Origin of the sequence: Paenibacillus sp. FSL H3-0457 (genome assembly GCF_037981725.1) — a bacterium.
Lineage (GTDB): Bacteria > Bacillota > Bacilli > Paenibacillales > Paenibacillaceae > Paenibacillus > Paenibacillus amylolyticus.
This window is the reverse complement of sequence record NZ_CP150283.1, coordinates 4226265-4252754: the sequence shown is the minus strand read 5'-3', so window position 1 is coordinate 4252754 and position 26490 is coordinate 4226265. Positions and strand designations below refer to the sequence as shown.

Sequence of the window (26490 nt, the reverse complement as noted above, 5' to 3'; positions counted from 1 at the left end):
GGTATTACGTTGTTTAGAGATGTATATTTGATAAATAAGGAAAAAAGAAGACATTAAAATGTAAAAAAAGCTTGATCTGACAACGTTTTTTTTCTGTTATGTTGGAATATATTCGCAACTTTTGAGAGCGAGGGGCGTCTAATAGGTGTCTGGTAATGCCCAAGCGGTCAGTCGGAGTTGGAAAATGACAACATGCGGCAAAAAAATATGAGAATGGTAGGGGTGAAGGATGAAGAAGTTCGGTTTTTTGGTACTGTTATTTGTCTTTGGGCTCGTATTCCCGGGCTATAGTCACGCAGCAACAGACACGAAAATTATCCTAGACGGAAAAGAAATCGTACAGCCATCGGATACAAAAGCGGAAATTATCAACAGCAAGGTGATGGTTCCGATCCGGGTTGTGTCCGAAAATCTTGGATATAGCGTGGAGTGGAAGCAGCAAACGCAAACAGTGACTATTAGCAAAGACAACACTGCCATGCAGATGATTGTTGGACAGAAGACGGCAACGGTGAACGGCAGTAACGTAAACTTGGATGCCCCGCCACTCGTGAAAAATGGTACTACGCTCGTACCTCTCCGATTTATTGGTGAGGAAATGGGTCTTAAGGTGGGTTGGAACAATACCACGAAGACGGTAACATTAGTTACCCAGAATTCAGGTTCCGGAAACGGGACAACCACACCCCCGAACTCTGGCAATGAAGGCGGAGGATCGGATCAAGAAGGTCTTGTACTGGTGAACGGCATCAGCTTCAGCGACAACCGCTTCATGATTGCAACAAGCGGAAGTACGAAGCCGAACGTCTTCACGATGACAGGACCAGATCGAATCGTTATAGACTTGCCGAATACCGCATTTGCTGATTCGTTCAGTGAAGGACAGGCTTTAGACAGCAACCAGAATGGACAACTCGTCGTTAGCGGCTATCCGGACGTGTCTAAGATTCGTTACTCGTTATACAGCAACAGTCCATCTACAATTCGTTTTGTAATCGATCTGTCCAGTTCAAAAGGGTACAGTGTGCAAAATGATTCTGGACTGGTCATGATTAACCTCGACAATCAAAGTGGTACACCTGCTCCTCCAGTTGGTAATAATGGCAAAAAAGTTGTCGTTATCGATGCAGGTCACGGAGATCAGGATCCTGGGGCAATCGGTGTAACTGGTAAACGTGAAAAAGACTTCAATCTGGCAATGGCTCTGAAAGTGGAAGCCTTGTTGAAAAAAGAATCCAAAATTGACGTTGTGTTAACGCGCAGCGATGATACATTTTTGGCATTGAAAGAACGTGTGAAGATTGCACAAGACATAAAAGCGGATATTTTCATCTCCATTCATGCTAACAGTGGCCCTACTGCTGCGAACGGTGTAGAGACATTCTATACACGCTCCAACAGCAAAGCACTTGCTACAGTGATGCACAAGTATCTTTTACAGTCTTCCGGACTGAAAGATCGTGGAGTGAAAACGGCAAGTCTCCATGTGACCCGTGAAACGACAATGCCAGCAGTTCTGCTGGAAGGTGGATTCCTTAGCAATAAGAGCGACGAAGCAGCCCTGTTCACTGAGAGTTTCCAGAACAGCGTTGCCAAAGGGATTGTTGCAGGAATCAAGGAGTATCTGGGAATTAAATAAGGGACAAGCCCTTATGTTGAGGAGGCGGAGTTAGAATGAACAAGAAAATATGGATTGCAGCCTTGCTGGTCACGGTTATGGCAGTTGCTGCTGGATGTGGAAGCAAGCCAACAGCTGCTCCGAATCAGACGCAAGGCGCAGGAACTGAAAACAATGTAACCGAGGTTGAAGGCGAAACAATTACTGAACCGGTAACTGCTGAGCCTGAAGAGAATACAACGCCTACAGAATCGACGGAAGGCAGTTCGGAGGAAGCGACTACAACTACTCCGCCAAGCGAAACGTCTACGGAGAAGCCGGCAACTTCCGAAAGTAATGAAAAGAAAACAATCACTGTATTCTATACGGATGAAGAAGAACTGGAGTTACACAAAGCTTCGGCAGAGATTTCATACGCATCGGATGATGCCAAATATAAAGCTGCCTTTGAATCACTGCAACAGAGCAAAGACGCTAAACTGGTTCCGCTGTGGTCTAAAGAAATTGAATTGAAGTCTGTTCAGTTCAAGGATGGAGCTCTTACGCTGGATATTCATATGCCAGATACGGCTCGTCTTGGAGCAGGTGGAGAGTCTTATGCGCTGGATGCTCTAAAACAAACGTTCTTCCAGTTTGATGAAGTAAAATCACTTGATTTACTGGTGGATGGTCAGCAGACAGAGAGTCTGATGGGCCATGTGGATCTTGAACATCCAATGACAAGATCCGAATAGGCTGTACAGCATACTGTTGTACCGTGAATCCACGGAATATGGGTCGTTTTACATGAGAGAGGGGAATCATAGGTGACTTTTAAATATAACCATACATCACACTCTAAAAAAGTAGTATCAGCCGTGCTTGCAGGCATGATGGCCCTTGGCGCCGGCGGAGCTGCCATGGCAGCAGAATCAACAGAAACGGGGCAGGGTCAGACTGCTGCAATAACAAATACGGCTGCACCAACTGGTTTGTTCAGTGACATCAAGGTCGGATACTGGGCTGAGAAACATGTGTACAAACTGGCATATCAAGGTATTCTTCTCGGTAACAACGGCCTGTTCCGTCCAGGAGACGCGGTAACACAGCAAGAAGCTGTAACGATGGCAATCCGTTTTATGAATCAAGAGGGCCAGTTGAATACCGACACGGCTGCGGCATTACCGACAAACATGGAAGTGGGAAATTATTTCAAGCCATATGTCGCGCTGGCACTTCAACTGGGACTGATTGACAAAACGGAAGAATCAACGGTGGATGTATCCAAGACCTCCTGGGGTCAAAAACCGGCTTCACGGGAATGGATTACCAAATTGTTAATCCGTTCATTGGACAAGGATGCTGAAGCGAAGGCACAAAATAATCAATCTACCGGATTTGCTGATAATGCAAGTATTTCCGAAAGTGGTAAAGGTTATGTCAATCTGGCTGTTAGCCTGGATCTGGCCAAAGGTGTTGAAGGCAACAAATTCAATCCAACTGGTTCCGTAACCCGTGCTCAACTGGCTACCTTCTTCAGTCGTGGTGAATCGTTAACGGATACAACGTACCCGAACACATCCACGGGTTATGTGACAGGATTGAAAGATGGGCAGATCACGCTGGTTGTGGACGGCAAAGCCGTTAACTTCGCAGTGAACAGCAGTACGCCTTACTTTACGAAAGACAGTGAAACTCGTGCTTCCGCCACAGATGTGAAGCTGTATACAAAAGTTATGGTTGTAGGTTCTGCAGGTGGGGCTTCCTATGTGGAAGTTGTTGATGCTACACCGCAGGTGGAAAGTGTTGAAGGTACATTTGCACGTTCATTGTCTGGTAATAAAATTGGTATCTTTGTGGGCGAGAATTACGAAACGTACAGTTATGATGAGGCAACTGCATTCATCGATCAGAATGGTAATGCAATCAAACTGTCCGATATTACGGCAGATAGCATCATCGAAGTACAGCGTGAGACGTTCTCGACTGACAAAAAAACAGTTGCTATTCGTGTGAAATCCGGCATTGTTAACAAGAGTGATAATGGCGTAATTGCTGAAGTATCCACTTCTGGCAAAACGATCAAACTTGTCAATGCAGCGGGTGCTACAGAGCAGTTTGCATACAATGACAATCTGCTTATCACATATCAAAACCGTATCATGTCAGTGGCTGATCTCAAAGCCGGCAGTGCCGTAAAATACACTGTAAAGGACAGTGTTTTGCAAACTATCACATTGTCTCAAGGTGTGGAGCAATCTGTGCGCGGAACATTGGTTGAGATCGGTGGCAACCAGTCCACGTTAACGTTCAAACGTGAAGGGGGTTCCCTTGAGGCGAAACTGCTGACTGAAAAGCCGGAAGTTATTATTAATGGTATTCAGGATGCGACGCTAAATGATCTCATCACGGATGCAACGAACGGGGATCAGGTGGAGTTGTCATTGAACTCTGACGATCAGGTAACACGTATTCAGGTGATTGGACGTCAAATGGAACCTATGAACGGAGTAACGGTTGTATCTTACAACAGCAAAACAAAGGTACTTACCGTACTGGACAACAACAAAAAACCGTTTGTATTTACATTGGACGAAAAAACCAAACTGGACTACAATACGACCAAACCTACACTCGCTGGTCTGGAGTCGATTTTAAATGATGGTCGCAAATTGGATCTGACCTATGTGGGAACACGTGCGTTGTCCGTTAAAGTGATTTACAAGTATGAAGGTACGATCAGCAACATTGACACAACGGGCAGAAAAATCAGTGTGTTGTCTGGTAATCAGACGATTACAGTGCCTTATACTACCTTACCTACGGTTGAGATCTATAACAAATCGGGCGCAAGTCTGGGAGATTTGAAGATTGGTGACAAAGTGACCGTAACGCTTGGAGCAAATCAGGATGTAGTGCAGAAGGTTTCACTGAACACTGTGGCTCAATTCGAAGTGGTTGCCTTGGAAGCAAATAGTCGTATTCGAGTAAAATCCGATCTGTTGACAAGTCAGTTCTACGTGGATCAAGCCGTACTGACAGGAGAGAGTGGTCAGACGATCACGCCTTCACAACTGACAGCAGGCAACCTGATTAATGTAACGTTTGAAGGAGCTGCGCCAAAAGCGGTTCAAGTCGTGAAGCGTACGCTGGCTGAAGTTACAGCGGTGGATGCTTCATCTGTAACGCTCAAACAGTTTAACGGCCAGACTGAAACCGTGCCTGTTAGCGGTTCGGTTAAAGTCGTAAAATCTGGCTCCACATTAACTTCACTGACTAGTCTTACGGTCGGAGATCGTGTGGAAATGACAAAAGATACGGATAATTCCACACGCTTCAGAGTACTAACTGTCATGAGCAAACAATTCTGGTCTTATGATGGCGTTGGTAACCAGATTTTGGTTAAACGGGAAACGACAGCAGACACAAACTATCGTTTTGCACTCGGATCAAGTGTATTTGTTCACCAGGGTGACAATACTTTAAGCGTGCAATCTCTCAGAGATAATGATAATATTGTATTGTATCTCCTGAACAATGTTATTCTGGAGATTCAAAAACAGTAATCGTTTCTTTTCGAGGATCAAAAGAATGACCGTCTTGATACGGGATCTTTCCCGCATCAAGACGTTTTTTTTGCAAGCTTTTTGAGGTCCCCGCAATGTACTCGGATGAAGCTTCGAAGTAAGGCTCCGCAGAGTGGAGTCATTTTGTGGGAGGTAGCTCTTCATGAATGCAGCGACGGTTAGACATATACTCGAAACTATGGAAGCAATGTTTCCTGATGCACATTGCGAATTAAATCACAGCAATGCATTTGAATTGACGGTAGCTGTCCTTTTGTCTGCCCAGTGCACCGATGAAACGGTGAACAAGGTAACCGCAGATCTGTTTCAGAAGTACAGAAGCCCAGCAGATTATCTGACAGTTTCTCTCGAAGAGTTGGAACAGGATATTCGGCGAATCGGTTTGTACCGGAACAAGGCCAAGCATATTCAGAACATGTGCCGAATTTTAATAGAGCAGTATGGCGGTGATGTACCGCAGGAACATGATCAGCTTGTGACGCTACCAGGTGTCGGGCGGAAAACCGCGAATGTAGTTGTTTCCAATGCGTTTGGAGTACCGGCAATTGCGGTAGATACTCATGTTGAACGTGTATCCAAGCGGCTGGCGCTTGCAGGTTGGGATGACTCCGTACTTGAAGTCGAAAAGAAACTAATGAAGCGCGTACCCCGGGACGAGTGGACTTTAACTCACCACCGGTTTATATTTTTTGGACGCTACCATTGCAAGGCACAGAACCCTGCGTGTCATATCTGTCCATTGCTGGACATATGCAGGGAAGGGAAAAAACGTATGAAAACGTCCCAAATCAGGAAAGATAAGGAACGTGTCACCACCCGAAAACGAAAAATAAATTAATGAGCAGAAAAGGATGAATAATCATGAAATGCATTTCCGTGTACACTGACAATTTTGAGGCATTCTCCGATATCTTTGAACAAATCGTTGAACAGGAAATGGCTGAAAATGAAGAAAAAGAAGTAGAAGGTATCACAGTAAGCCACTCTGGCGACGTGCCTGAACATTATCTGGAGCGTATGTCCGTTAAACCCGAAGTTGTTGTTATGAGAGACAAAGGCAGAGACATTACAATTCTGCAACATGGACAAGTATTTGAAATCTTGCTGCCTTCCATGGAGAACGCAGTTTCATAAGAAGTGATTACACTATTGGTTCTGTTGTATTAATGTCATGATGATCGTTGTGGTTAAGATGATCGCATCGCATTCATGCAACAGACACTTGGCGTAAGCATTTGCTAAATACCGAGTATAAAACGTATTACAGATAAAACCGACTTGTTCGGTTTTATTTTTTTTAGATTATAGAACTTATACGTCCATTTATGTATATTCAATTCCAACCGTTCAAATTCAAACTTGATAATGTTAAAATAAATGTTGTAAAAGAGATAGACGTCGAAACGGATGTCAAATTAGAGGAGCCAGGGGGAAGGCCAGTCATGTCCAGAACAGATTACCCAAAAGAAATGGCCAAACCTCTGCTTCCGCTGCGTGAAGCGATGGAGCAGACAGGGGACCATACGGCTGTACAGGCTATAACGGATTTAATCAGCAAGGCGGAAATGAAACATCTGACGATTGCGTTCTGTGGTCATTTCTCTGCAGGCAAATCGAGTCTCATCAACAGTTTATGCGGTAAGCGGGTGCTGCCTTCAAGTCCCGTGCCAACAAGTGCAAATGTGGTATCCATACGTAATGGTAAGCCAAGAGCGCTTATTTATACTACTCCAAACGTAAGCGCTGACAATGGAACAGGAACACTTGAAGTTTCTCCAGAGGAATTGGAGGCGTATTGCAAAAATGGTGGAGCTTATAGCTCAATTGAGGTATGGGATGATATTCCTCTGCTGAAAGATGATGCTGTCCTGCTGGATACACCAGGTGTGGATTCAACAGATCGCGGACATAGTCTCGCAACCCATTCAGCGCTCCATCTGGCGGATGTGGTGTTCTATGTCATGGACTATAACCATGTCCAGTCCGAGACCAACCTTTCATTTGCCAAGAGTCTGTCGGATTGGGGCAAACCGTTGTTTTTGATCGTGAACCAGATCGACAAGCATCGGGAGCGTGAGCTCTCTTTTGACCAATATACCGAAGGTGTCGAAGCTATATTTGCGGCCTGGGAAGTCAGATATGACGGACTGTTGTTTACTTCCCTCCGCGACAAGCAGCATCGCTACAACCAGTGGGATGTGCTTCCGGAACTCATTGGACACATGATGCAAGAGAAGGAAGCGTTAATTACGCACAGTTTGGCAAGTTCGGCCAGTCATGTAACGGAGCAACACTTGACGAGAGAAGCCGAGAAACGTGAAGACGAAGAGAATTCCCTGCTGGATGAGATTGGTGGCAAGGAAGGAATTGAACGCTTGGAACGAGAGCTGGAGCTTCTTGATCAACAAGCAACAGACATTCGTACCGGGCCTTCGCGAGTGCGTGAGAAATTCCGGGCAGAGCTTGAACCTCTTCTGGCAAATGCAAATCTTACTCCTGCGGATATTCGTGCGTCTGCTGCTGCCTATTTGGAGAGCCGCAAACCAGGTTTCAGGGTAGGCTTATTGTTCTCAGGTGGCAAAACCGAGCAGGAGAAACAACGTCGTGCTTCTGAACTGGTGCGGTTGTTGCAGGATCAGGCTTCCGGACAAGTTGAGGTACATATTCGTACAATGCTTAGACAGCTGGGTGAATCCCATCAGCTATGGGGAGCGGATTGGGAGCAGTCGCTTAATACGGAGCTGCCTGCTGTAGATGAAGCACTATTGGAGATGAAACGCAGTGCCAGTGCAGAGGTATCTCCAGAGTATGTGATTCAGTTTAGTAAAGATGTGCGGGGCGAGATTGAGGCTCGCTATCGCAGGTCGGCCATGATGCTGGCCGACCGCATGCTGGAAGCGCTGGCAGCGCGAGGCGAAGCCGCGCTCCAGGCGCTGGACGCCAGCCGCGCAGCGCTGCTGGCGCAATCCGCGGCGGCGGCGCGCGCACGGCGCTCCAGCGCAGCGCCGCCGCAGAGGCAGCAGGGCTGCGCAGCCTGCTACCCCATGCGGGCCCCCTCCCCTCCGGGCTATTGCCGGAGGTGAAGGGCCCGCACGTGCCCGCGGTGCCTGAACCGGGCGAAGCTCCCGGTTCGCATGCGGGCACGTCAACGTCTGTGGCTGCGCAGCCACAGACGTCAGAGGCACCATGCGGCGCAGCGCGCAGTCGCAGCGGCGGTGCCTGGGCCATCGGCGGCGGCTGGCGCTGAACGCCGCCGACGCCTGGACGCAGCAGCGGCACGACTCGAAGCCGCTGCTGCGCTGGTGGAGCCGTACCCCGCCATGGGGTCGGCGGTACGGGATCTGCGTGCACGCGCGGCTTCGCTTGCGGGCGGCACGTTCACTTTGGCGCTGTTCGGAGCATTCAGCGCCGGCAAATCCTCCTTCGCCAACGCGTTGCTGGGTGAAGCTGTACTACCCGTCTCGCCGCATCCAACAACAGCGGCGATTAACCGAATCATGGCTCCTGCCGGGGGCGCGGAGCATGGAACAGCCCGGGTCCGGATGAAGACCCGGGAAGCCTTCCAGGAAGACCTCGGCTATTCCTTCCGATTGCTCGGACTGGGTGAGCCTGGAGCGGAGTGGCAGAAGCGAGTACGTTCCCTCTCGCCACAGGATGTGCATCCGGCGGGGCGCCCGCATTACAGCTTTTTGCAGGCAGCGGCAGCCGGCTGGGAAGAAACAGCGGACCAGTTAGGTCAGGATGTGCTGGTGGATCTGGACGGTTATCGTAACTTTGTCGCAAACGAGAAGAAGTCCTGTTTTGTAGACAGTATCGATCTCTATTACAGTTGCGATGTGACTGAACAAGGCATTGTACTGGTAGACACACCAGGAGCGGACTCCGTGAATGCTCGTCATACGGGTGTAACCTTCAATTATATGAAGAATGCGGATGCACTCATTTTTGTAACGTATTACAACCATGCTTTCTCACAAGGAGATCGACAGTTCCTAAATCAGTTGGGACGTGTTAAAGATAGTTCTGCCATGGATCAGATGTTCTTTGTTGTGAATGCCAGTGACTTGTCTTCCTCTGAGGAAGAACTGGAGCAGGTTCTCGATCATGTGAGTACCCAACTGCGCAGTAATGGAATTCGGGCACCACGACTCTTCCCGGTATCCAGCATACTGGCGATGGAAGGCAAGATGGAAGGGGATTCGAAGCTGCTTGAGCAATCTGGTTTTAACCGTTTTGAGGAAGAGTTCAACCAATTTGCAGGCAGAGAATTAGCCGATCTTGCTGTAGGTGGAGCTTCCGAAGAGATGGCACGTGTGATTCAGCGGCTGAAGAATCGTGCAGAGGATGCGGCTCAGGGTGAAGAAGTATTGCAGCAGCGGCGGGATGAACTAGGGACTATTCAGGGACAGTCACGTCAGCGCATACAGCAACTTGCAGCAAGATCCATGAAGGAAGAACTGTCACAGGAAACAGCAGAATTACTCTTCCATGTGCGGCAGCGGCTTGCCTATCGCCTTGGTTTATTCATGGCAGAAGCATTCCATCCATCCGTACTTCGGGAGGATCGGGGCAATCTGAAGATGGCTTTTGCAGCCTGTGGACGTGAACTGTTACGCATGATTGCCATTGAACTGGAGCAGGAACTGCTTGCTACCACCCTCAGACTTGAACAGGCGGGTCAGACCTGGCTGATGAAGCAAGTTACGGAATGTATAGATGAGGTGAGGCAGTTATCAGGGGGCGTGGATGTGTCACTGCCACTGAACGAACGCTGGAGTACACCTGTGCTTGAAGAAGTTCGTCTGGAAGAACCGTCTGGATGGAAAAGCTATTTGAATTATTTCCGCAATCCGAAACAGTTCTTCGAAGGAGATGGACGTCAGCGATTACAGGAGGCACTTGATCCTGTCCTCAAACAGATGATCATTGAAGTTCTTCCTGCTGCGCAAGACAAACTGATTCAGTTTTATGACAACCAGATTTGTCAATCCTTGCAACACCAATCCCGTCAGTTGGAAGAACGTCTGGACGAGGCGGTAAGTGGAATTCAAGATACACTGGAGAGCGGAATTCCGGCGGAGCAATGGACCAGCTTGTCTAACCAACTGGAACAGATTGAACGCAGTTAAAATCACGGCATAACGCGTATTCTCTGGAAGTCTTTGTAAAACAAAATGAATGATACAGCAACACATTGAAAATGTTGCGAAAATCAACCCAAAAGGGCCCCTGCCGAAAAGGCATATAGGGAGCCTTTTTTTGGTACGAACAACCTGAAATAAAGAGAATATTCAAACATTTGATTGAAAGGTGGGTATTTACCTTCGTTAATGCGTCAATAAGCTGAAAGCAGGCAGAATATGGTCTGTTATTCGCTTTGCCGCGAATGGGGTACGGTGATAAACTTCATAAATGTTCATAGTATTTTTGAACGACATAAGAGGAGGAGAAACATGGATGTTCTTAGGCAACTGCAAACCTTTTTTTGGGAAAAGCGAACGTATTTATTTGTATCAATCTTGTTCCTCGCCTTAGCGACCGCACTTGGGTTGGTGTATCCGTACATGCTGAGGATACTGATTGATGACATCATTGTTCCGCGAACTTTTGAAGACGTTCCCATAATTGCCTTGACTGTGTTAGGTGTAGTTATTTTGAAAGCGGGAATGCAGTTTTTACATGGCTTTTTTGGAGGACGCTTGGGTAACTTCCTGGCGTACAGACTTCGTAATGCATGTTACGAAAAGCTTCAATTTTTATCCTTCCGTTATTATGATACGGCCAAGACAGGTGATCTGATGTCCCGCCTCACGGGAGATTTGGAAGCCATCCGTAACTTTATCGGATTTGGTTTCGCCCAGATTCTTAACATGGTTTTCATGGTCGTATTTGGCGCAATCATGATGATGACCATGAGTTGGCAGCTTACGCTGTTCACGCTCATATGCATCCCATTACTTGCCTTCGTTGCGCTGAGATTCGAATCCAAAATTCACCCTGCGTTTCAGGAGATGCGGCTGGCGCTCAGTTCACTGACAACAGCGGTACAGGAGAATATTACTGGCGTACGTACGGTAAAATCCTTTGCACGTGAGCCTTATGAAGTGGAGAAATTCTCCATACGTAATGAGCGTTACAAAACAAATCAGATTCATGCCGCAACATTGTGGAGTCGCTATTTTCCGATCATGGAGATTCTTGCTTCGGTGAGTATCGTGCTGTTGCTGGTGATCGGTGGAAGAATGGTTATACAGAAGACGCTGACACTCGGTGAACTCGTTGCCTTTTTCAGTTTGATCTGGTACATAATCGGTCCAATGTGGAACCTTGGGTTCCATATCAACAACTATACGCAATCCAAAGCTTCAGGTGAACGGGTGCTCGAGCTGCTGAATACGCCAGTGGATGTGGAAGAAACGCAAGATCCAGTCATTGTTGAGGCAGACCAGGTGAACGGCCATGTGACATTTGAATCCGTTACCTTTGCCTACGGCAACAAAATGCCAGCAGTAACCGATATTAATTTTGACGCTGCACCCGGTTCTGTAATCGGTTTCCTCGGGGGAACAGGGTCAGGTAAATCGACCATCATTCAGCTTCTGATGCGTGCCTATAACGTGAACTCAGGAACGATCAAGCTGGATGGCAAAAACATTAAAGACATAGGCATCCGCAGTTTGCGGAGTCAGATCGCTTCTGTTTTCCAGGAAACATTCCTGTTCTCATCCAGCATTCGTAATAATATTTCCTACGGGCTTAAGAACGTCACCATGGATGAGATCATCCGTGCAGCCAAGCTGGCCAAGGCTCATGACTTCATTATGGAGTTCCCGGACGGATATGACACGGTGGTTGGTGAGCGCGGTATGGGTTTATCGGGTGGACAGAAACAGCGGATTGCGATTGCAAGGGCTTTGCTGAAAAATCCAAAAATTCTGGTACTTGATGATGCAACCAGCGCCGTGGACATGGAGACAGAACACGAGATTCAGTCCGGTTTCCAGGAAGTTATGCGCGGCAGAACGACATTTATTATTGCACACCGGATATCTTCACTACGACATGCAGATGAGATTCTGGTGCTCGATGAAGGTCGCGTGGTACAACGTGGCAAACATACCGAACTCATTGAAGTGCCTGGACCATACCAGGATGTTTATAAAATTCAATATGCAGATTATATTGCCCGCGGTAAGCGGGAGGCTGGGGAGCAGGTGAATTCATGAGTGCCGAAACGATAGCAGACAGGCGCGAGGCAAAAGTGGCCTCTGAGAAGAAACTGAATGAACGATTTGTGTATCAGGATGATGAAATTATTGAAAAACCGTTTAACTGGAAAGAGTTCGGACGTTTATTTGCATACATGAAACCTTATGCGAAACAACTGTTACCACTCGTTATTCTAATGATGATTTTGGGCACCATTACAAAATTGTCCGTACCTTTTCTGATCAGTCTGGCAATTGACCGGGCCATCGCACCGGCAACGGGGTTGCCAAGCATGACCATGCTTTATCTTATCGCAGGCTCCATATTTGTGTTGTATCTCATCCAGTGGGCTGCCAATACGTACCGGATCAAATTGACAAACATTATTGGACAGCGTGTTATTTATGACCTTCGCTCGGATCTGTTCAAGCATATCCAGAAGCTGTCCTTTAACTTTTTTGACAAAAGACCGGCAGGTTCCGTACTGGTACGTGTTACGAATGATATTAACTCCCTTCAGGATCTATTCACGAATGGTGCAGTTAACGTCATGATCGACTGCGTACAGTTGCTCGGGATCATTGTGATCTTGCTGTTGATTAACTGGAAACTGGGTCTTGCCGTGATCATTACGGTGCCAATCATGTTTATCATCTCGACCAAACTGCGGGTGCTGATCCGTCGGGCTTGGCAGGATGTGCGCATGAAGAACTCTCGGATTAACTCCCACTTGAATGAATCCATTCAAGGGATTCGAGTGACTCAGGCTTACACACAGGAAAAAGAGAACATGAAATACTTTGACAACATGAATCTGTCTAGCAAAAAGTCATGGGATAGAGCATCAGCGATGAACCAGGGCTTTGGACCGCTGATTGAGATTACCGGTGGATTCGGTACATTAATCCTTTTCTGGTTTGGTGCTTACCTGATTCAACATGACCAGTTAACCGTGGGATTACTTGTTGCCTTTGCCAACTATGTCGGCAACTTCTGGGACCCAATCAACCGTCTGGGACAGATGTACAATCAGTTGCTGGTTGCAATGGCGTCATCGGAGCGTATCTTCGAATTCATGGATGAAAAACCAAGTATTGCGGATAAACCAGGTGCCAAGCCACTTCCTTTTATTAAAGGAGATATCGCATTCGAAAATGTGGTGTTCGAATACGAGAAGGGCAGACAGGCGCTGAAAGGAATCAGCTTCTCAGCGGCTGCGGGACAATCGATTGCACTTGTTGGTCATACGGGCTCGGGTAAAAGTACGATCATCAATCTGATCAGTCGTTTCTATGATATATCCGGCGGACGTCTCACCATTGACGGACAGGATGTGCGGGATGTAACAGTAGAGAGTTTACGCAGCCAGATCAGCATTGTATTACAGGATACCTTCATCTTCTCGGGTACGATTCGTGACAATATTCGATTTGGACGACTGGATGCAACGAATGAAGAGGTGGAGGATGCAGCCAAAGCAGTCAATGCACATGAGTTCATCATGAAGCTGCCTGGCGGATACGATACCGAAGTAGAGGAACGCGGGAACGTATTATCCATGGGACAGCGACAACTGTTATCCTTTGCCCGTGCGTTGCTTGCTGATCCACGCATACTGATTCTGGATGAAGCTACAGCCAGTATTGATACGGAGACAGAGCTTAAAATCCAGGAAGCGTTGAAGGTGCTGTTGCAGGGAAGAACGTCCTTTATGGTCGCTCACCGTCTCTCAACCATCCGGAATGCAGATAACATTATCGTCCTGGATCATGGTGAAATTAAAGAAGAGGGCAACCATGAGCAGCTGATCCAAAAACAAGGCGTGTATAATGGTTTAATTGAAGCTCAATACAGATTTTTGTGATGAAACCTTCGGACGCCCGTTAAGCGTCTGAACACATATGAACTTATAACACTCTGGTGTTTTTTAGCCTGATCCTTCAATAATAAGTGCATCTTATTCATTGAAGACAGCTTAGAGGATAGCCGGAGTGTTTTTTTTATTCGTTAGTGTGGTATGTTATATTTTTGAAGAATGAAATCAATACAATCGTTCATGGCTGGAGGGAGATCAATGCAGATGGACAACAACGAAATAAATTCAAAGCATTTGGATCACCTGGATCATATGAATTTTAGGCTCCTTCACGTGAATTATACAAGTGATCCTGCGACGGAGTGGTTTCTGAGGAAACACTTCATTGAAACATACATGTTATTATTTGTAGCCAGTGGGCAAGGGTGGTTAAAGATAGATGGCAGTTTCATTGAATTAAAGGCGGGCGGACTGTATGTAGGCTTCCCGGGGCAACTGGTTGAGGCAAATGTACATTCGTTGGATGAACGAGGTGTGTATCACATGAGTTTTGATGTCATGTACGCACTGGAGCAGGAGGGTGGAACAGCCCTTGAAATGATGAAGCAACTTTTACGTAATGAAGTGAATGGCGAGGTCAGCTCATCTTCACCCGTTGCTGTTGGTGTGATCTGTCAGATGATATACCACCACACGTTGAAGAAGGATGGTTTGCAAAGGTACTATGGTCAGATTCGTTTTCAGGAACTGTTGTATACCATGTTTTACGACGTGGCCTTTACCGAAAAGACGGACCTGGCTTCACCAATTGAACATGTCAAAGGCTACATGGAGCAGAATTATTCGAAGAGATTAACCATTGAGGAATTAGCAAATGTGGCACGAATCAGCCCTCGACATTTCATGCGTTTATTCAAGAAAAGGTATGGTTACAGTCCAGTGGACTATCTAACGCTATACCGAATTAAACAAGCCCAGATCTTAATGAGAAATGATCACAGTTATCGACTCAAGGATGTGGCATCGTACGTGGGTTATCAGGATGAGACGTATTTCCGGCGTAAATTCAAGCAAATCTCTGGCATTCCACCAGCAGCGTTTATACGTAATAGCAAACAAAAAATTGCTGCAGTTCATTCTGTGAGCATTGGTATACTGCTTGCATTGCAGATCATTCCCTGTGCCGCGCCGGCAAGTCATCCGTGGACATACTATTACCGACGTAAATATGAAACGGACAAAGTTATGCCACTCGCAGAGAGTGAGACCACCTGGCTGGAACAGCTTCGATTAGTTAAACCTGATTATATTATTACTGTTGGGACGGAGTCTGAGGATTTGCAAAGACAGCTTCATTCCACTGCTCCTGTGTGTGACCTCCCGTGGGAAAAAGGAGATTGGAGAGAGCATTTGAGATATGTTGCAAGCTTTTTGGACAGGTCTGATATTGCAGAGGTATGGCTTCAAAGATATGAAGAGAAGGCAACGACCATAAAGGACCAGCTTGAGGATTTCATACGAAAAGACAGATTAGTTGTACTCAAAGTTCATGGTGAAGCGTTGCAGATGTTAGGCCCAAGGAGCATTGCTTCCGTTTTTTACGTTGATATGCAAATGGAGGGTCCCGAAGGAGTTGAGACTTATTGGGAACGGGGCACAGTAACCATTAAGGAGTTATCTGTTCTCAACGTGGAAAGAATATTATTGATTGTGGGTGATGATGAGACATCCAGGCAGACATGGTCTGCTGTGCGTAAGTCTGAAGAATGGCTTGCGTTGTTAGCGGTACAGAATGGCAGAATGGATATGCTTTTGTCGAGCGTCCTGCTGGACTACACTGCGTTTACCCATGAGCTTATGTTGGATGAAATATTAAAGTTATGGCAAGATCGTCCATAGCAAAAAGTCTGAATAGTCAATATCATACCTGAACATATTTTAATATACTTACTCCTATATCAAATGATAATGATAATTATTATTAATTAGACGTTGTCATAACTAAATGCCATATAGGGGGTACATAGAGAATGAGATTCAGATGGTTAACCGTAATATGCACAATGATGTTGATGCTTGTTATTTCGGCTTGTGGGGCAGCAGGCAATGAAGCATCCTCAAGCGAGGGACAAGAAGCGGGTACCGCCAATTCTTCAACAACAGAAACAAGTCAGGTGAAAAAAGTGAACACGGAAATGGGAGAAGTTGAAATTCCGGTGAACCCACAAAAAATAGTTGGTTTGTCCGTTGTATATCCAGAATTTTTATATTCACTTGGCATCGTACCCATCGCTGTACAGAACTACCATGAGGATTTTCCTTCTTACTTGCAAGAGCCATTCGCAAACACGATGAAAATGGGAATAGGAAGAACGCCTAACTTTGAAGCCCTCATGGAGGCAGCTCCGGATTTGATTATCGCCCCTGACTGGTGGTCCAAAAAGGACTATGATCAGCTTACTCTGATTGCACCTACCGTACTTTTCCCACAGCGTGATGATTGGCGCGATGAACTGCGGGATATGGCCAAAATTTTGGACAAAGAAGAACAGGCAGAAAAGGTGATTCAGGATTTGGTGGATAAGGAGAAGGTAGCTGCTGCCAAATTGGATAAGCTGATTGGTGAGGAGACTGTTCTCTACATTAGAGTGATGGAAAAAGAAATCGTACTTCATGGGGAGAACCTTGACCGAGGAAACTTTGTCCATAAACGATTGGGAATGAATCCACTTCCTAATTTCCCGAAAGATCAAACTGCCATGTCCGTATCCTTGGAAGTACTGCCTGAATACGACGCAGATCATCTGATCGTTCAGCTGGATGATGAGACTAATCCGGAAATTAAAAAGAAATTTGAAGATATGTTATCTTCATCGTTATGGAAAAATCTGAAAGCAGTCAAGCAGGACCACGTCTATATGGTGGGTGGCAAGGAATGGTTCAATCTGGGAATGTCCCCACTTGCCGATGAATATGTCATTGATGATATTGTTGCTGCTTTTGAAGCAAAAAACAAATAAAGCAAACGGGTAAAGTTACATGTATCTCGAATTCATAACTAAATTAACAAGGTGTGTTTAAAATGAATGAAGAAGATATCTATGATGTAACCATCGTCGGAGGCGGACCGGCGGGATTATATGCGGCCTTTTATGCCGGGATGCGTGATATGAGAGTTAAGATCATTGACGGCAAAGACCAACTTGGTGGTTTTCTGCATACCTATTCTGAAAAAACTATTTGGGATGTGGGTGGCCTGCCACCAATGAAGTGTTCAAAGTTGATTGAGTATCTGGTTCAGCAGGCGAATACCTTTAATCCAACGGTTGAATTGAATTGCAAAGTAGATCGGTTCGCTCGACTGGACAACGAGATTTTGGCTCTGTATACTGCTGAAGGCGACATACACTATACGCGTACAATTATTGTCGCAGTAGGCCGCGGTATCGCAGAAATTCAGAAATTGGAGCTTCAGGAGCCGATTCAATGTGAGTATGAAAATCTTCATTACACCGTGCAAAATCCAGAACATTTTTCCGGGAAGCGTGTGCTCATTTCAGGAGGAGGCAACAGTGCAGTAGATTGGGCAATTGAACTTGCTCAACTTGCACGGAGCCTAGTGGTCGTCCACCGAAAAAATGAGTTTCGTGCAATGGAACGCAATGTTAGCGAGATGAACAATGTAACGGATGTCAGAACACCATATAGCATCACACGGCTTCATAATCATGGTGAACGTATCCATCAGGTTGTAATTACGCATATGGAGAGTCAGGAAAATGTATTGTTAGATGTGGATGAAGTCGTAGTTAGTCATGGATATAAAAGCAATTTAAGTGATCTTGCCAGTTGTGGCTTAGAAATGGACGATGGAATGGTTCTAATGAGTCACCATGCACAGACGAGTCTGCCGGGTGTTTTTGCTGCAGGGGATTGTGCAACTCACGATAGCAAAGTCAGACTTATTGCCGGAGCCTTCAACGATGCGATTTTAGCTGTAAATAGTGCGAAAAAATACTTGACTCCAGATGCTCCCATGATGGCGTACGTCTCCTCCCATAATGAAATTTTCAGAGAAAAAAACAAACAAATCCCAAGGTTCTAAACTTGGGGTTTGTTTGCTAATTTATGATCACTGGAATATTAAAATCTACTCTTTTGACATTTCCTTAATTTTGGGAGGAATGGAAGGAGTATCGAATCTGTGAGCAGTAATTGTAAAATTTGATCGAAAAAACACAAAAAATCTTGTAAAATTCACAAGAAAAATAGGGAGCACTCTTGCAATCTTTAACCAAAACCCCGAAAATAGAGAGACAGATATAGAAGATTTCTCTTTGGGAGGATTGGAAAGAACATGTGGGGTGCTCCTTTTACGGCTCAAGCCAAAAAAATGCTGCTACTAGGCAGTGGAGAATTGGGAAAAGAGGTCGTTATTGAGGCCCAACGACTGGGAGTAGAGACGATCGCTGTTGATCGTTATGAGAACGCACCTGCAATGCAGGTCGCGCACCGGTCATACTGCATCGACATGCTGGATGCCGAAGCTTTGAAACAATTGATCCGTAAAGAAAAACCTCATTACATCGTACCTGAGATTGAAGCTATTGCAACAGAAGCTTTACTGGAGCTTGAGGAAGAGGGATTTTGTGTAGTACCTACTGCCCGAGCTGCACGTCTAACGATGGATCGCGAAGGCATCCGTCGGCTTGCAGCCGAACAATTGAAACTTCCGACAGCTGATTACCTTTTTGCGGACAACCTGGAACAACTTCAGGAAGCCGTACGTGAGCTTGGCACACCTTGTGTCATTAAACCATTAATGAGTTCTTCCGGCAAAGGGCAGAGTGTATGCCGAACACCGGGCGACGTGGAGGATTGCTGGAACATTGCTCTTTCGGGGGCTCGTGGCAAATCCGTTCGTGTTATTGTGGAGAGCTTTGTGCAATTTGACAGTGAGATTACATTACTTACCGTTAGGTCTGTATCAGGCACCGTATTTTGTCCTCCGATTGGTCATATTCAGAAGGATGGGGATTATGTCGAATCCTGGCAGCCTCATGCAATGACTCCTGAGCAATGGCAGCAAGCTTGTCATATTGCCAAATCCGTCACGGATGAACTTGGCGGGTATGGACTGTTTGGAGTGGAGTTGTTCCTGACCCCGGATGGTGTTGTGTTCAGCGAGGTATCTCCTCGTCCACATGACACAGGTATGGTTACAATGGTGACGCAAGACAGTTCCGAGTTTGCGCTGCATGTACGTGCAATTCTTGGTTTTCCGGTCACAGGTGTACATCTGTTGACACCGGGAGCTTCAGCAACGCTGAAGGCTAATGATGAAACATCTGACTTTACTGTAGGCGGGATTGAAGAAGCACTGGCTCTTCCTCGTACTCAGATTCGTGTATTTGGCAAACCTGAGACCAAAGTAGGACGCCGAATGGCTGTAGCCTTAAGTGCTGGTCAAGATGTGGAAGAAGCTCGTAAAACAGCGGTGCAAGCCGCTAATATGCTGAAAGTGGAGGTAAATCATGTCCAATAATGTTGAGGCCCCTGTACTGATGATCCGAGAGTGTGAACTACGAGATGCTGAAGCGGTAACGGGACTGATGCGAGAGGTCAGCTATCCGACAACAACCAATGTCATGAAAGAACGTATTGAATGTTTGGAAACCAATCCAAACGCATGCATGCTTGTTGCCGAAGTGGATGAACAAATTATTGGTGTGATTGGCTTGCAATGTGTGCAAAGTCATGCCTATCCAGAACCTGCCGCACAAATTACTTCCCTGATTGTAGGTCAAGAACATCGTGGTGGTGGGATTGCCCGTCGTCTGATGGCTCGTGCCGAAGATTGGGGCAGACAGCAAGGTGGTAAACAACTGTTTGTCACGGGTGCAAACCGTGAAGTGACTTCAACAACGTACTCTTTTTATGAGCACATTGGTTTTCAGAAGAGAGGGTATCGGTTCAGTAAAGTTCTTCTATAGTACAAATAAAGTTTCTTCTATTGCATGGAAATTCTCATGATATCCTGATCTGCACATTCTTGTGTGGTGAATGATAAATAGATGGTGAAGCGACATTCGACTAGCATTTTTAGTCCGAATGTCTTTTTTTTATGATTTTGTCAACGGGAGTAGAGCCTTACAGGATAAGCCCTCAGACAAATCTGTAACACTCTAAAAAATGACAAAAAAGTTACTTTTCCATATTTTATAGGTTCACAATCTCCTGTCGAATTGATATACTGCTAGAGTATTAATTACAAAGTTGTAATAACTAATCTTGAGGAGATGAATGAATTTGAAAAAGAAATGGATGAAAACTGTCGTAACGAGTAGTCTGACAGCCGTACTGGCCGTAGGGGTAATGCTTCCTGCTTCCGCGTCTGCTGCAGATTCAACATATAAGACTATCACAACGTACAAAATTACAAGTACAGACAGCTTGAAAGCTTATATTGAGAAATGGCTCAAACAAAATGGATACACCGTATCCGAGGGGCAAATTGTAGAGAAACCTGCTGAGCCGACAACAAAACCAACTCAACCAACAACAAAACCTGCTGAGCCTACAACTAAGCCTGAGCAACCGACTAAACCAACACAACCAGTTCAAGAAGAAAAACCGGAAACTACACCGGCTAAAGATCCTTCAAACACGGGTAACACAGGTAACACAGGTAACACAGGTAACAATACAAGTAATAATGGTAGCGAAAGCACACAATCCGACTTTGCTACTCAAGTTGTAAAACTTGTGAACGCTGAGCGTGCTAAAGCAGGTCTGAACGCTCTGACTTCAGATGCACTTCTGGACAAAGTAGCTGTTGCTAAAGTAAAAGATATGAGTAACAATAACTATTTTGATCACCAGTCACCTACGTATGGTTCTCCGTTTGATATGATGAAACAATTCGGAGTAACTTACAGCTATGCAGGTGAGAACATTGCCCAAGGACAAAAAACACCACAGGAAGTTGTTACAGCTTGGATGAATAGTGAAGGTCACCGTGCCAATATTCTGAGCAAAAACTTTACGCATATCGGAGTAGGTTTCTACAACGGATACTGGGCACAAGAGTTTATCGGTAAGTAATCGATTTATAATGAAGAAAGTATGATTTTCTTTTCCACAAGGTTATGCCAGTACACAGTTCAAATCTGTGTATGGCATAACCTTTTTTCCGTAAAATGACATATAAAAAATGAATTCTGCGAATGCAGCGCCAAAGTTTGCAAATTAACGACAGAACATTTATGTTATTTAGGAATAGCATCATTAAGGCGTGTCTGAAAACTCCGAAGTAAGCGGATTTTCAGACACGCCTTAATGTAAAGTCATTATAAATTATAAAGCACCCGGACTGGTGTACATGAGTGGAGATGTGATGATGAAAAAGAAAAAAAGCCTGGATTCAGCACCATGGATCTGGAGAACTGTCAGTACAGTATCCATCTTGGCAACTTTGTTGTTGTTATTTGGATTTGGTTACGCCATAAAAGACGTGATTTTCCCCGAGGGAGATTCCGCATTAACTACAGGCCAGGAGGCAACTGCTCCATCTAAGGATATCGAGGGGGAACCGGCTGTCGTGGAAGATGGCAAGATTCGGATGGCCGTCATCGGTGATTCTCTGGCAAGAGGCACGGGCGATGATGAAGGACTCGGTTTTGTGAGACGTGCAGGGAATCTGCTTAAAGATAAAGGATATGACGTTCAGGTTCTTAATAATCTGGGTGTAAACGGTTTGAGAACAGATGCTTTATTGGAAAAACTCGATGAGCAAGGCGTACGTTACGTCTTACAACAATCCAATTTTATCTTGCTCTCGATCGGCGCAAATGATTTGTTCCAGGGAGGACAAGTTCTACAGGGGGAAGATCCGCCAACAGCAGAGCAGCTGGCAGCGGCTTTGCCGGAAACGTCGAAGCGCCTTCAAGAGATATTGAAGAAAGTAAAAGAAATTAATCCCGATGCGCAGATTGCGTACATAGGGTTGTACAATCCATTTGGCGATGTGAAGGAACTGGAGAAGCCAGGTAATGCAGTGGTAGCTGCATGGAACGATGCTGCACTGGCTATTTTGAACAATGAGGACAAGATGACACTGGTCCCTACATTCGATTTGTTTGAAAATCATCTGGGGGAGTATCTCTCGTCAGATCATTTCCATCCCAACGGACAAGGTTATGAGCAAATTGCAGTTCGGATTGCACAGGAATTCCAGGCAGATACACCGGCAGAAGGGAGCGGAAATTAAATGGCAGAGCAACTGTATGATTCCGTCCTATCCGTACAGAATCTGAAAAAGCGGATCGGACGCAAATGGATCATTAAGGACGTTACATTTGACGTAAAACCTGGTGAAATCTTCGGATTTCTCGGTCCCAACGGTGCCGGCAAAACAACTACGATACGGATGCTGGTCGATCTGATCAAACCAACAGAAGGAAAAATTAAAGTTTGTGGTTATGATGTGAATCGGGACCCTGAGCGTGCTTTGAAGTATGTAGGCTCCATTGTTGAAAATCCGGAGGTATATACATATCTGACAGGGTGGGAGAACCTGGAGCATTTCGCTCGCATGCAACCAGGTGTGGACAATGAACGAATTCAGGAAGTTGTAGATATTGTGCGTCTGGATCAGCGGATTCACGATAAAGTCAGAACGTACTCATTGGGTATGCGTCAACGGCTCGGTATTGCACAAGCGCTGCTTGGGCGACCGCGTCTGCTTATTCTGGATGAACCGACAAATGGTCTTGATCCAAAAGGCATTAAGGAACTTCGTGTCTTTATTAAGCAACTTGCCAGCGAAGGTATGGCTGTATTTGTCAGCAGTCACTTGTTAAGTGAGATCCAGCTTCTCTGTGACAGAGTAGCCATTATCAGTGCTGGGCGTGTGCTTGCTGTTGGAGGTGTAAGCGAACTGATTGAAGATCATTCGAAGTTGGCTATATGGCATGTTTCACCACTGGAGCAAGGCAAAAAAATGTTGCAGGATGCAGGCATTGCTCTGGTAGGTCGACCTGCGGATGTGATGGATGATACCATTGTTGCGGGCCTTGGTCCCAACGCTGTGGTTGCCGAGATGCACGAAGATCGAATTCCTGATATGGTGCAACAGATGGTTCAAGCTGGTGTACAGGTTGAAGGGGTACAGCGGATCCAGCCTACGCTTGAACAACTATTCTTAAAAATGACAGAAGGTGAATCCATTGAGTAATATCATGCCGCTGATCCGCAATGAAACGATTAAGATGGTGAAGAAAAAACGGCTTTATATTATATTTATTGTACTTGCGGTCCTCGTACCGATGTTTACGTATGCCCAGATGAAATCTGCGGAGAATAATCGCGACAAGTTTGGCGGCGATTGGCGTCTTGAACTGCAACAGGCCATCACAGACAATCAAAATTCGCTCGGTAGCGATCGGGTACCTGAAGAGTACAAAAAATATAGAACAGTATATATCCAGCAGATGCAGTATTATCTTGAGAATGACATTAATCCCAAAGAACCGGGCGGTGTCACCTTTACGCGGGAGTTCATGAACAACGCGGTTGGATTGTTTATTCCACTGTTAATCATGGCTATTGCTTCAGATCTTGTTTCTGGTGAACGTACGACAGGTACGATTAAAATGCTTTTAACGCGTCCGGTTAGACGCTGGAAAGTGCTTTTGAGTAAATTAATTACGCTGATTATGTTTGTTTCGATCATAGTGGTATCAGCCTACATTATATGTTATGTCATATCGGGTGCGGTCTTTGGTTATAAAGGCTTCAACATGCCAATCTTCACAGGATTCAAAGTTGTGGGAACAGATGTCGATATGTCGGCAGTGCATGCTGTAGACCAGTGGCTGTATATGCTAATGCAGGCAGGACTGATCTGGTTTGTGAGTGTAATTGTGGCTATGCTTGCATTTATGGTATCTGTGCTTGTGCGCAGTACTGCTGCAAGTATCGTTATCATGATGGCCGCTTTGATTGCAGGAACAATCTTGACCAGTATGGCAGCGTCCTGGCAGACCGCGAAGTATTTGTTCATGGTTAACCTCGAACTTCCGAATTATTTGTCTGGCGGGTTACCTCCAATCGAGGGTATGAATTTAGGTTTTTCCCTTATTGTGCTTAGTGTTTGGGGCATTGCTTCACTCATTGTGTCATTCCTTGTCTTTACGAAACGGGATATCTTGAATTAAAATGGACAAGGATAAGAAAACATCTGTTTGCATTTTAGGCATTTTTTTAGTTGCAAGTTAAGAAGGGGGAGCATGAATGGTCGAGCAAATCGATATGTCGGCAGGTTCGACAGGCGGAGGACAGGGGTCTTCAGGCTACGACGCGGACGACATTCAAGTACTTGAAGGGTTGGTAGCGGTACGGAAACGGCCGGGGATGTACATCGGTAGCACCAGCACTTCAGGTTTACATCATTTGGTATGGGAAATTGTCGACAACGCTGTCGACGAACATCTCGCCAAATTCTGCTCCAAAATCGATATCACGCTGCATAAGGACGGTTCTATTACGGTTCAGGATAACGGAAGGGGAATTCCGACAGGTATACATAAAACAGGGATTCCTACTCCCCAGGTCGTGTTTACGATTTTGCACGCAGGCGGAAAGTTCGGTGGATCAGGATACAAAAAATCAGGCGGTTTGCACGGTGTAGGTGCGTCAGTTACTAACGCATTGTCCGAGTGGCTTGAAGTCGAGATTTTCCGTGATGGCAAGATTCATCGTCAGCGATTCGAGTATTGGAAGGACAAAAAAGGGATTGAACATGTCGGTGAACCGGTCTCCGGTCTCGAAGTGTTGGGCAATACCAATCGGACAGGTACAAAAGTTACATTTAAACCGGATATTCGGGTGTTCCAGAGCGGTATTCAATTTAATTATGATACATTGGCAGAACGTCTTCAGGAGATTGCTTTTCTGAATTCGGGTCTGAGAATTGTGCTCAAGGATGAACGTTCGGGCAATCAGGATGAATACATGTATGAAGGTGGAGCAAGCCAGTTTGTTGCTTTTCTTAACGAAAATAAAGATGTGCTGCATGATGTTATTCACTTCTATGCGGAGAAGGATGACATTGAAGTCGAAGTGGCAATCCAGTATAACGCGGGTTATACCGAAACGCTGGCTTCGTTCGTGAACTCGATCTCTACTCGGGGTGGCGGTACACATGAGACCGGATTCAGGGCTGCGTATACTCGTGTAATGAATGACTACGCGCGCCGTACCAGCATGATTAAGGAAAAAGATAAAAACCTTGAAGGCAATGATTTGCGTGAAGGTATGATGGCCGTCATCAGTGTCAAGATGTCAGAGGTTGAGTTCGTAGGTCAGACCAAGGATCAGCTCGGCAGCGCTTCCGCTCGAAGTGCAGTGGATTCGGTCGTGTCCGAGAATATTCAACGGTTTCTGGAAGAAAACCCGCAGGTAGCGCAAACGTTAATTCGCAAAGCGGTCCAAGCCTCCAGAGCCAGAGAAGCAGCCCGCAAAGCACGTGATGATATGCGCACAGGCAAGAAACGTAGCGAAAGTTCCAACCTGAACGGCAAACTAACGCCGGCGCAATCAAAGGATTTTACCCGAAATGAGTTATTTATTGTCGAAGGGGATTCCGCAGGTGGTTCTGCCAAACAGGGACGTGACTCGAAGATTCAGGCTATTCTGCCGCTCAAGGGAAAACCGCTCAATCCGGAAAAATCAAAGCTGGCCGACATTCTCAAAAATGAAGAATACCGCGCCATTACAGCGGCGATCGGGGCGGGCATAGGAACCGAATTTGCAGTTGAAGACAGCAATTATTCCAAAATTATCATTATGACCGATGCGGATACGGACGGCGCACATATTCAGGTGCTGCTGTTGACCTTCTTTTATCGTTATATGAAGCCTTTAATTGATGCAGGCAAAGTATATATTGCTCAGCCGCCATTGTACAAACTTACTCGTAAGTCTGGTAAGCTTGCGAGTGTTCGATATGCATGGACGGATGAAGAACTGGCCAATTATATGAAGGAATTCGGTAATAATGTTGAGCTTCAACGTTATAAAGGTCTTGGTGAGATGAATCCGGATCAACTGTGGGAGACAACAATGAATCCGGAAACTCGTGCGATGCTGAAGGTACAGATTGTTGATGCAGCAAAAGCAGAACGTCGTGTATCTACGCTCATGGGTGATAAGGTTGATCCGCGGAAACGCTGGATCGTAGAGAACGTCGACTTTACAGAGTACGAAGAATAGAAGGTGCT

Annotated in this window: 19 protein-coding genes; all 19 read left to right on the top strand. The window is 45.8% G+C overall.

The window, feature by feature from the left end:
• Positions 1-229 precede the first annotated feature (229 nt).
• The 19 genes from MHH25_RS18755 to parE all read left to right on the top strand — a co-directional run bounded on the left by MHH25_RS18755 (position 230) and on the right by parE (position 26482).
• The gene (locus MHH25_RS18755) at positions 230-1639 is read left to right on the top strand and encodes an N-acetylmuramoyl-L-alanine amidase family protein (protein ID WP_076250034.1); all 1410 of its coding nucleotides are present in this window, start codon (positions 230-232) and stop codon (positions 1637-1639) included.
• Positions 1640-1674: 35 nt separating this feature from the next.
• Positions 1675-2352 (top strand): GerMN domain-containing protein, encoded by a 678-nt coding sequence (locus MHH25_RS18750; protein ID WP_074095599.1) that lies wholly within the window; start codon positions 1675-1677, stop codon positions 2350-2352.
• Positions 2353-2424: 72 nt separating this feature from the next.
• Positions 2425-5163, top strand: a complete 2739-nt coding sequence (locus MHH25_RS18745; RefSeq protein WP_340017791.1) for an S-layer homology domain-containing protein — start codon at positions 2425-2427, stop codon at positions 5161-5163.
• A gap of 163 nt (positions 5164-5326) precedes the next feature.
• The gene (gene nth, locus MHH25_RS18740) at positions 5327-6022 is read left to right on the top strand and encodes an endonuclease III (RefSeq protein WP_340017790.1); all 696 of its coding nucleotides are present in this window, start codon (positions 5327-5329) and stop codon (positions 6020-6022) included.
• 23 nt (positions 6023-6045) lie between these two features.
• Positions 6046-6318 carry a hypothetical protein gene (locus MHH25_RS18735; protein ID WP_017687779.1) on the top strand — a complete coding sequence of 91 codons (273 nt, stop codon included), beginning with the start codon at positions 6046-6048 and terminating at the stop codon, positions 6316-6318.
• 308 nt (positions 6319-6626) lie between these two features.
• A complete protein-coding gene (locus tag MHH25_RS18730; RefSeq protein ID WP_340017789.1) occupies positions 6627-8267 on the top strand; it encodes a dynamin family protein in 1641 nt (546 codons plus the stop codon).
• Between the two features lie 51 nt (positions 8268-8318).
• Complete coding sequence (locus MHH25_RS18725; protein WP_340017788.1) at positions 8319-10313, top strand: dynamin family protein; 1995 nt, start codon at positions 8319-8321, stop codon at positions 10311-10313.
• A 324-nt stretch (positions 10314-10637) separates the two neighbouring features.
• Positions 10638-12410 carry an ABC transporter ATP-binding protein gene (locus MHH25_RS18720; RefSeq protein WP_036613268.1) on the top strand — a complete coding sequence of 591 codons (1773 nt, stop codon included), beginning with the start codon at positions 10638-10640 and terminating at the stop codon, positions 12408-12410.
• On the top strand, positions 12407-14257 hold the full coding sequence (locus MHH25_RS18715; protein ID WP_340017787.1) for an ABC transporter ATP-binding protein: 1851 nt from the start codon (positions 12407-12409) through the stop codon (positions 14255-14257). Before MHH25_RS18720 ends, MHH25_RS18715 begins: the two co-directional genes overlap by 4 nt.
• Positions 14258-14467: 210 nt before the next feature.
• Positions 14468-16108: an AraC family transcriptional regulator gene (locus MHH25_RS18710; protein ID WP_340017786.1), complete on the top strand. Its 1641-nt coding sequence runs from the start codon at positions 14468-14470 to the stop codon at positions 16106-16108.
• Positions 16109-16239: 131 nt separating this feature from the next.
• Entirely contained in the window at positions 16240-17229 is a 990-nt protein-coding gene (locus MHH25_RS18705; RefSeq protein WP_340017785.1) for an ABC transporter substrate-binding protein, read from the top strand.
• A gap of 62 nt (positions 17230-17291) precedes the next feature.
• Positions 17292-18314 (top strand): NAD(P)/FAD-dependent oxidoreductase, encoded by a 1023-nt coding sequence (locus MHH25_RS18700; protein WP_340017784.1) that lies wholly within the window; start codon positions 17292-17294, stop codon positions 18312-18314.
• Positions 18315-18566: 252 nt separating this feature from the next.
• Complete coding sequence (purT, locus tag MHH25_RS18695) at positions 18567-19754, top strand: formate-dependent phosphoribosylglycinamide formyltransferase (protein WP_036672920.1); 1188 nt, start codon at positions 18567-18569, stop codon at positions 19752-19754.
• A complete protein-coding gene (locus MHH25_RS18690; RefSeq protein ID WP_036613284.1) occupies positions 19744-20202 on the top strand; it encodes a GNAT family N-acetyltransferase in 459 nt (152 codons plus the stop codon). Before purT ends, MHH25_RS18690 begins: the two co-directional genes overlap by 11 nt.
• 316 nt (positions 20203-20518) lie before the next feature.
• Positions 20519-21313, top strand: coding sequence for a CAP domain-containing protein (locus MHH25_RS18685; RefSeq protein ID WP_340017783.1), 795 nt, complete (start codon positions 20519-20521; stop codon positions 21311-21313).
• Positions 21314-21605: 292 nt separating this feature from the next.
• Entirely contained in the window at positions 21606-22478 is an 873-nt protein-coding gene (locus tag MHH25_RS18680; protein WP_305955651.1) for a GDSL-type esterase/lipase family protein, read from the top strand.
• Complete coding sequence (locus MHH25_RS18675; protein ID WP_036672918.1) at positions 22479-23444, top strand: ABC transporter ATP-binding protein; 966 nt, start codon at positions 22479-22481, stop codon at positions 23442-23444.
• Positions 23437-24426, top strand: coding sequence for an ABC transporter permease (locus MHH25_RS18670; RefSeq protein WP_036613298.1), 990 nt, complete (start codon positions 23437-23439; stop codon positions 24424-24426). Before MHH25_RS18675 ends, MHH25_RS18670 begins: the two co-directional genes overlap by 8 nt.
• A gap of 76 nt (positions 24427-24502) precedes the next feature.
• Entirely contained in the window at positions 24503-26482 is a 1980-nt protein-coding gene (gene parE, locus MHH25_RS18665) for a DNA topoisomerase IV subunit B (RefSeq protein ID WP_036613300.1), read from the top strand.
• Positions 26483-26490: the final 8 nt, after the last annotated feature.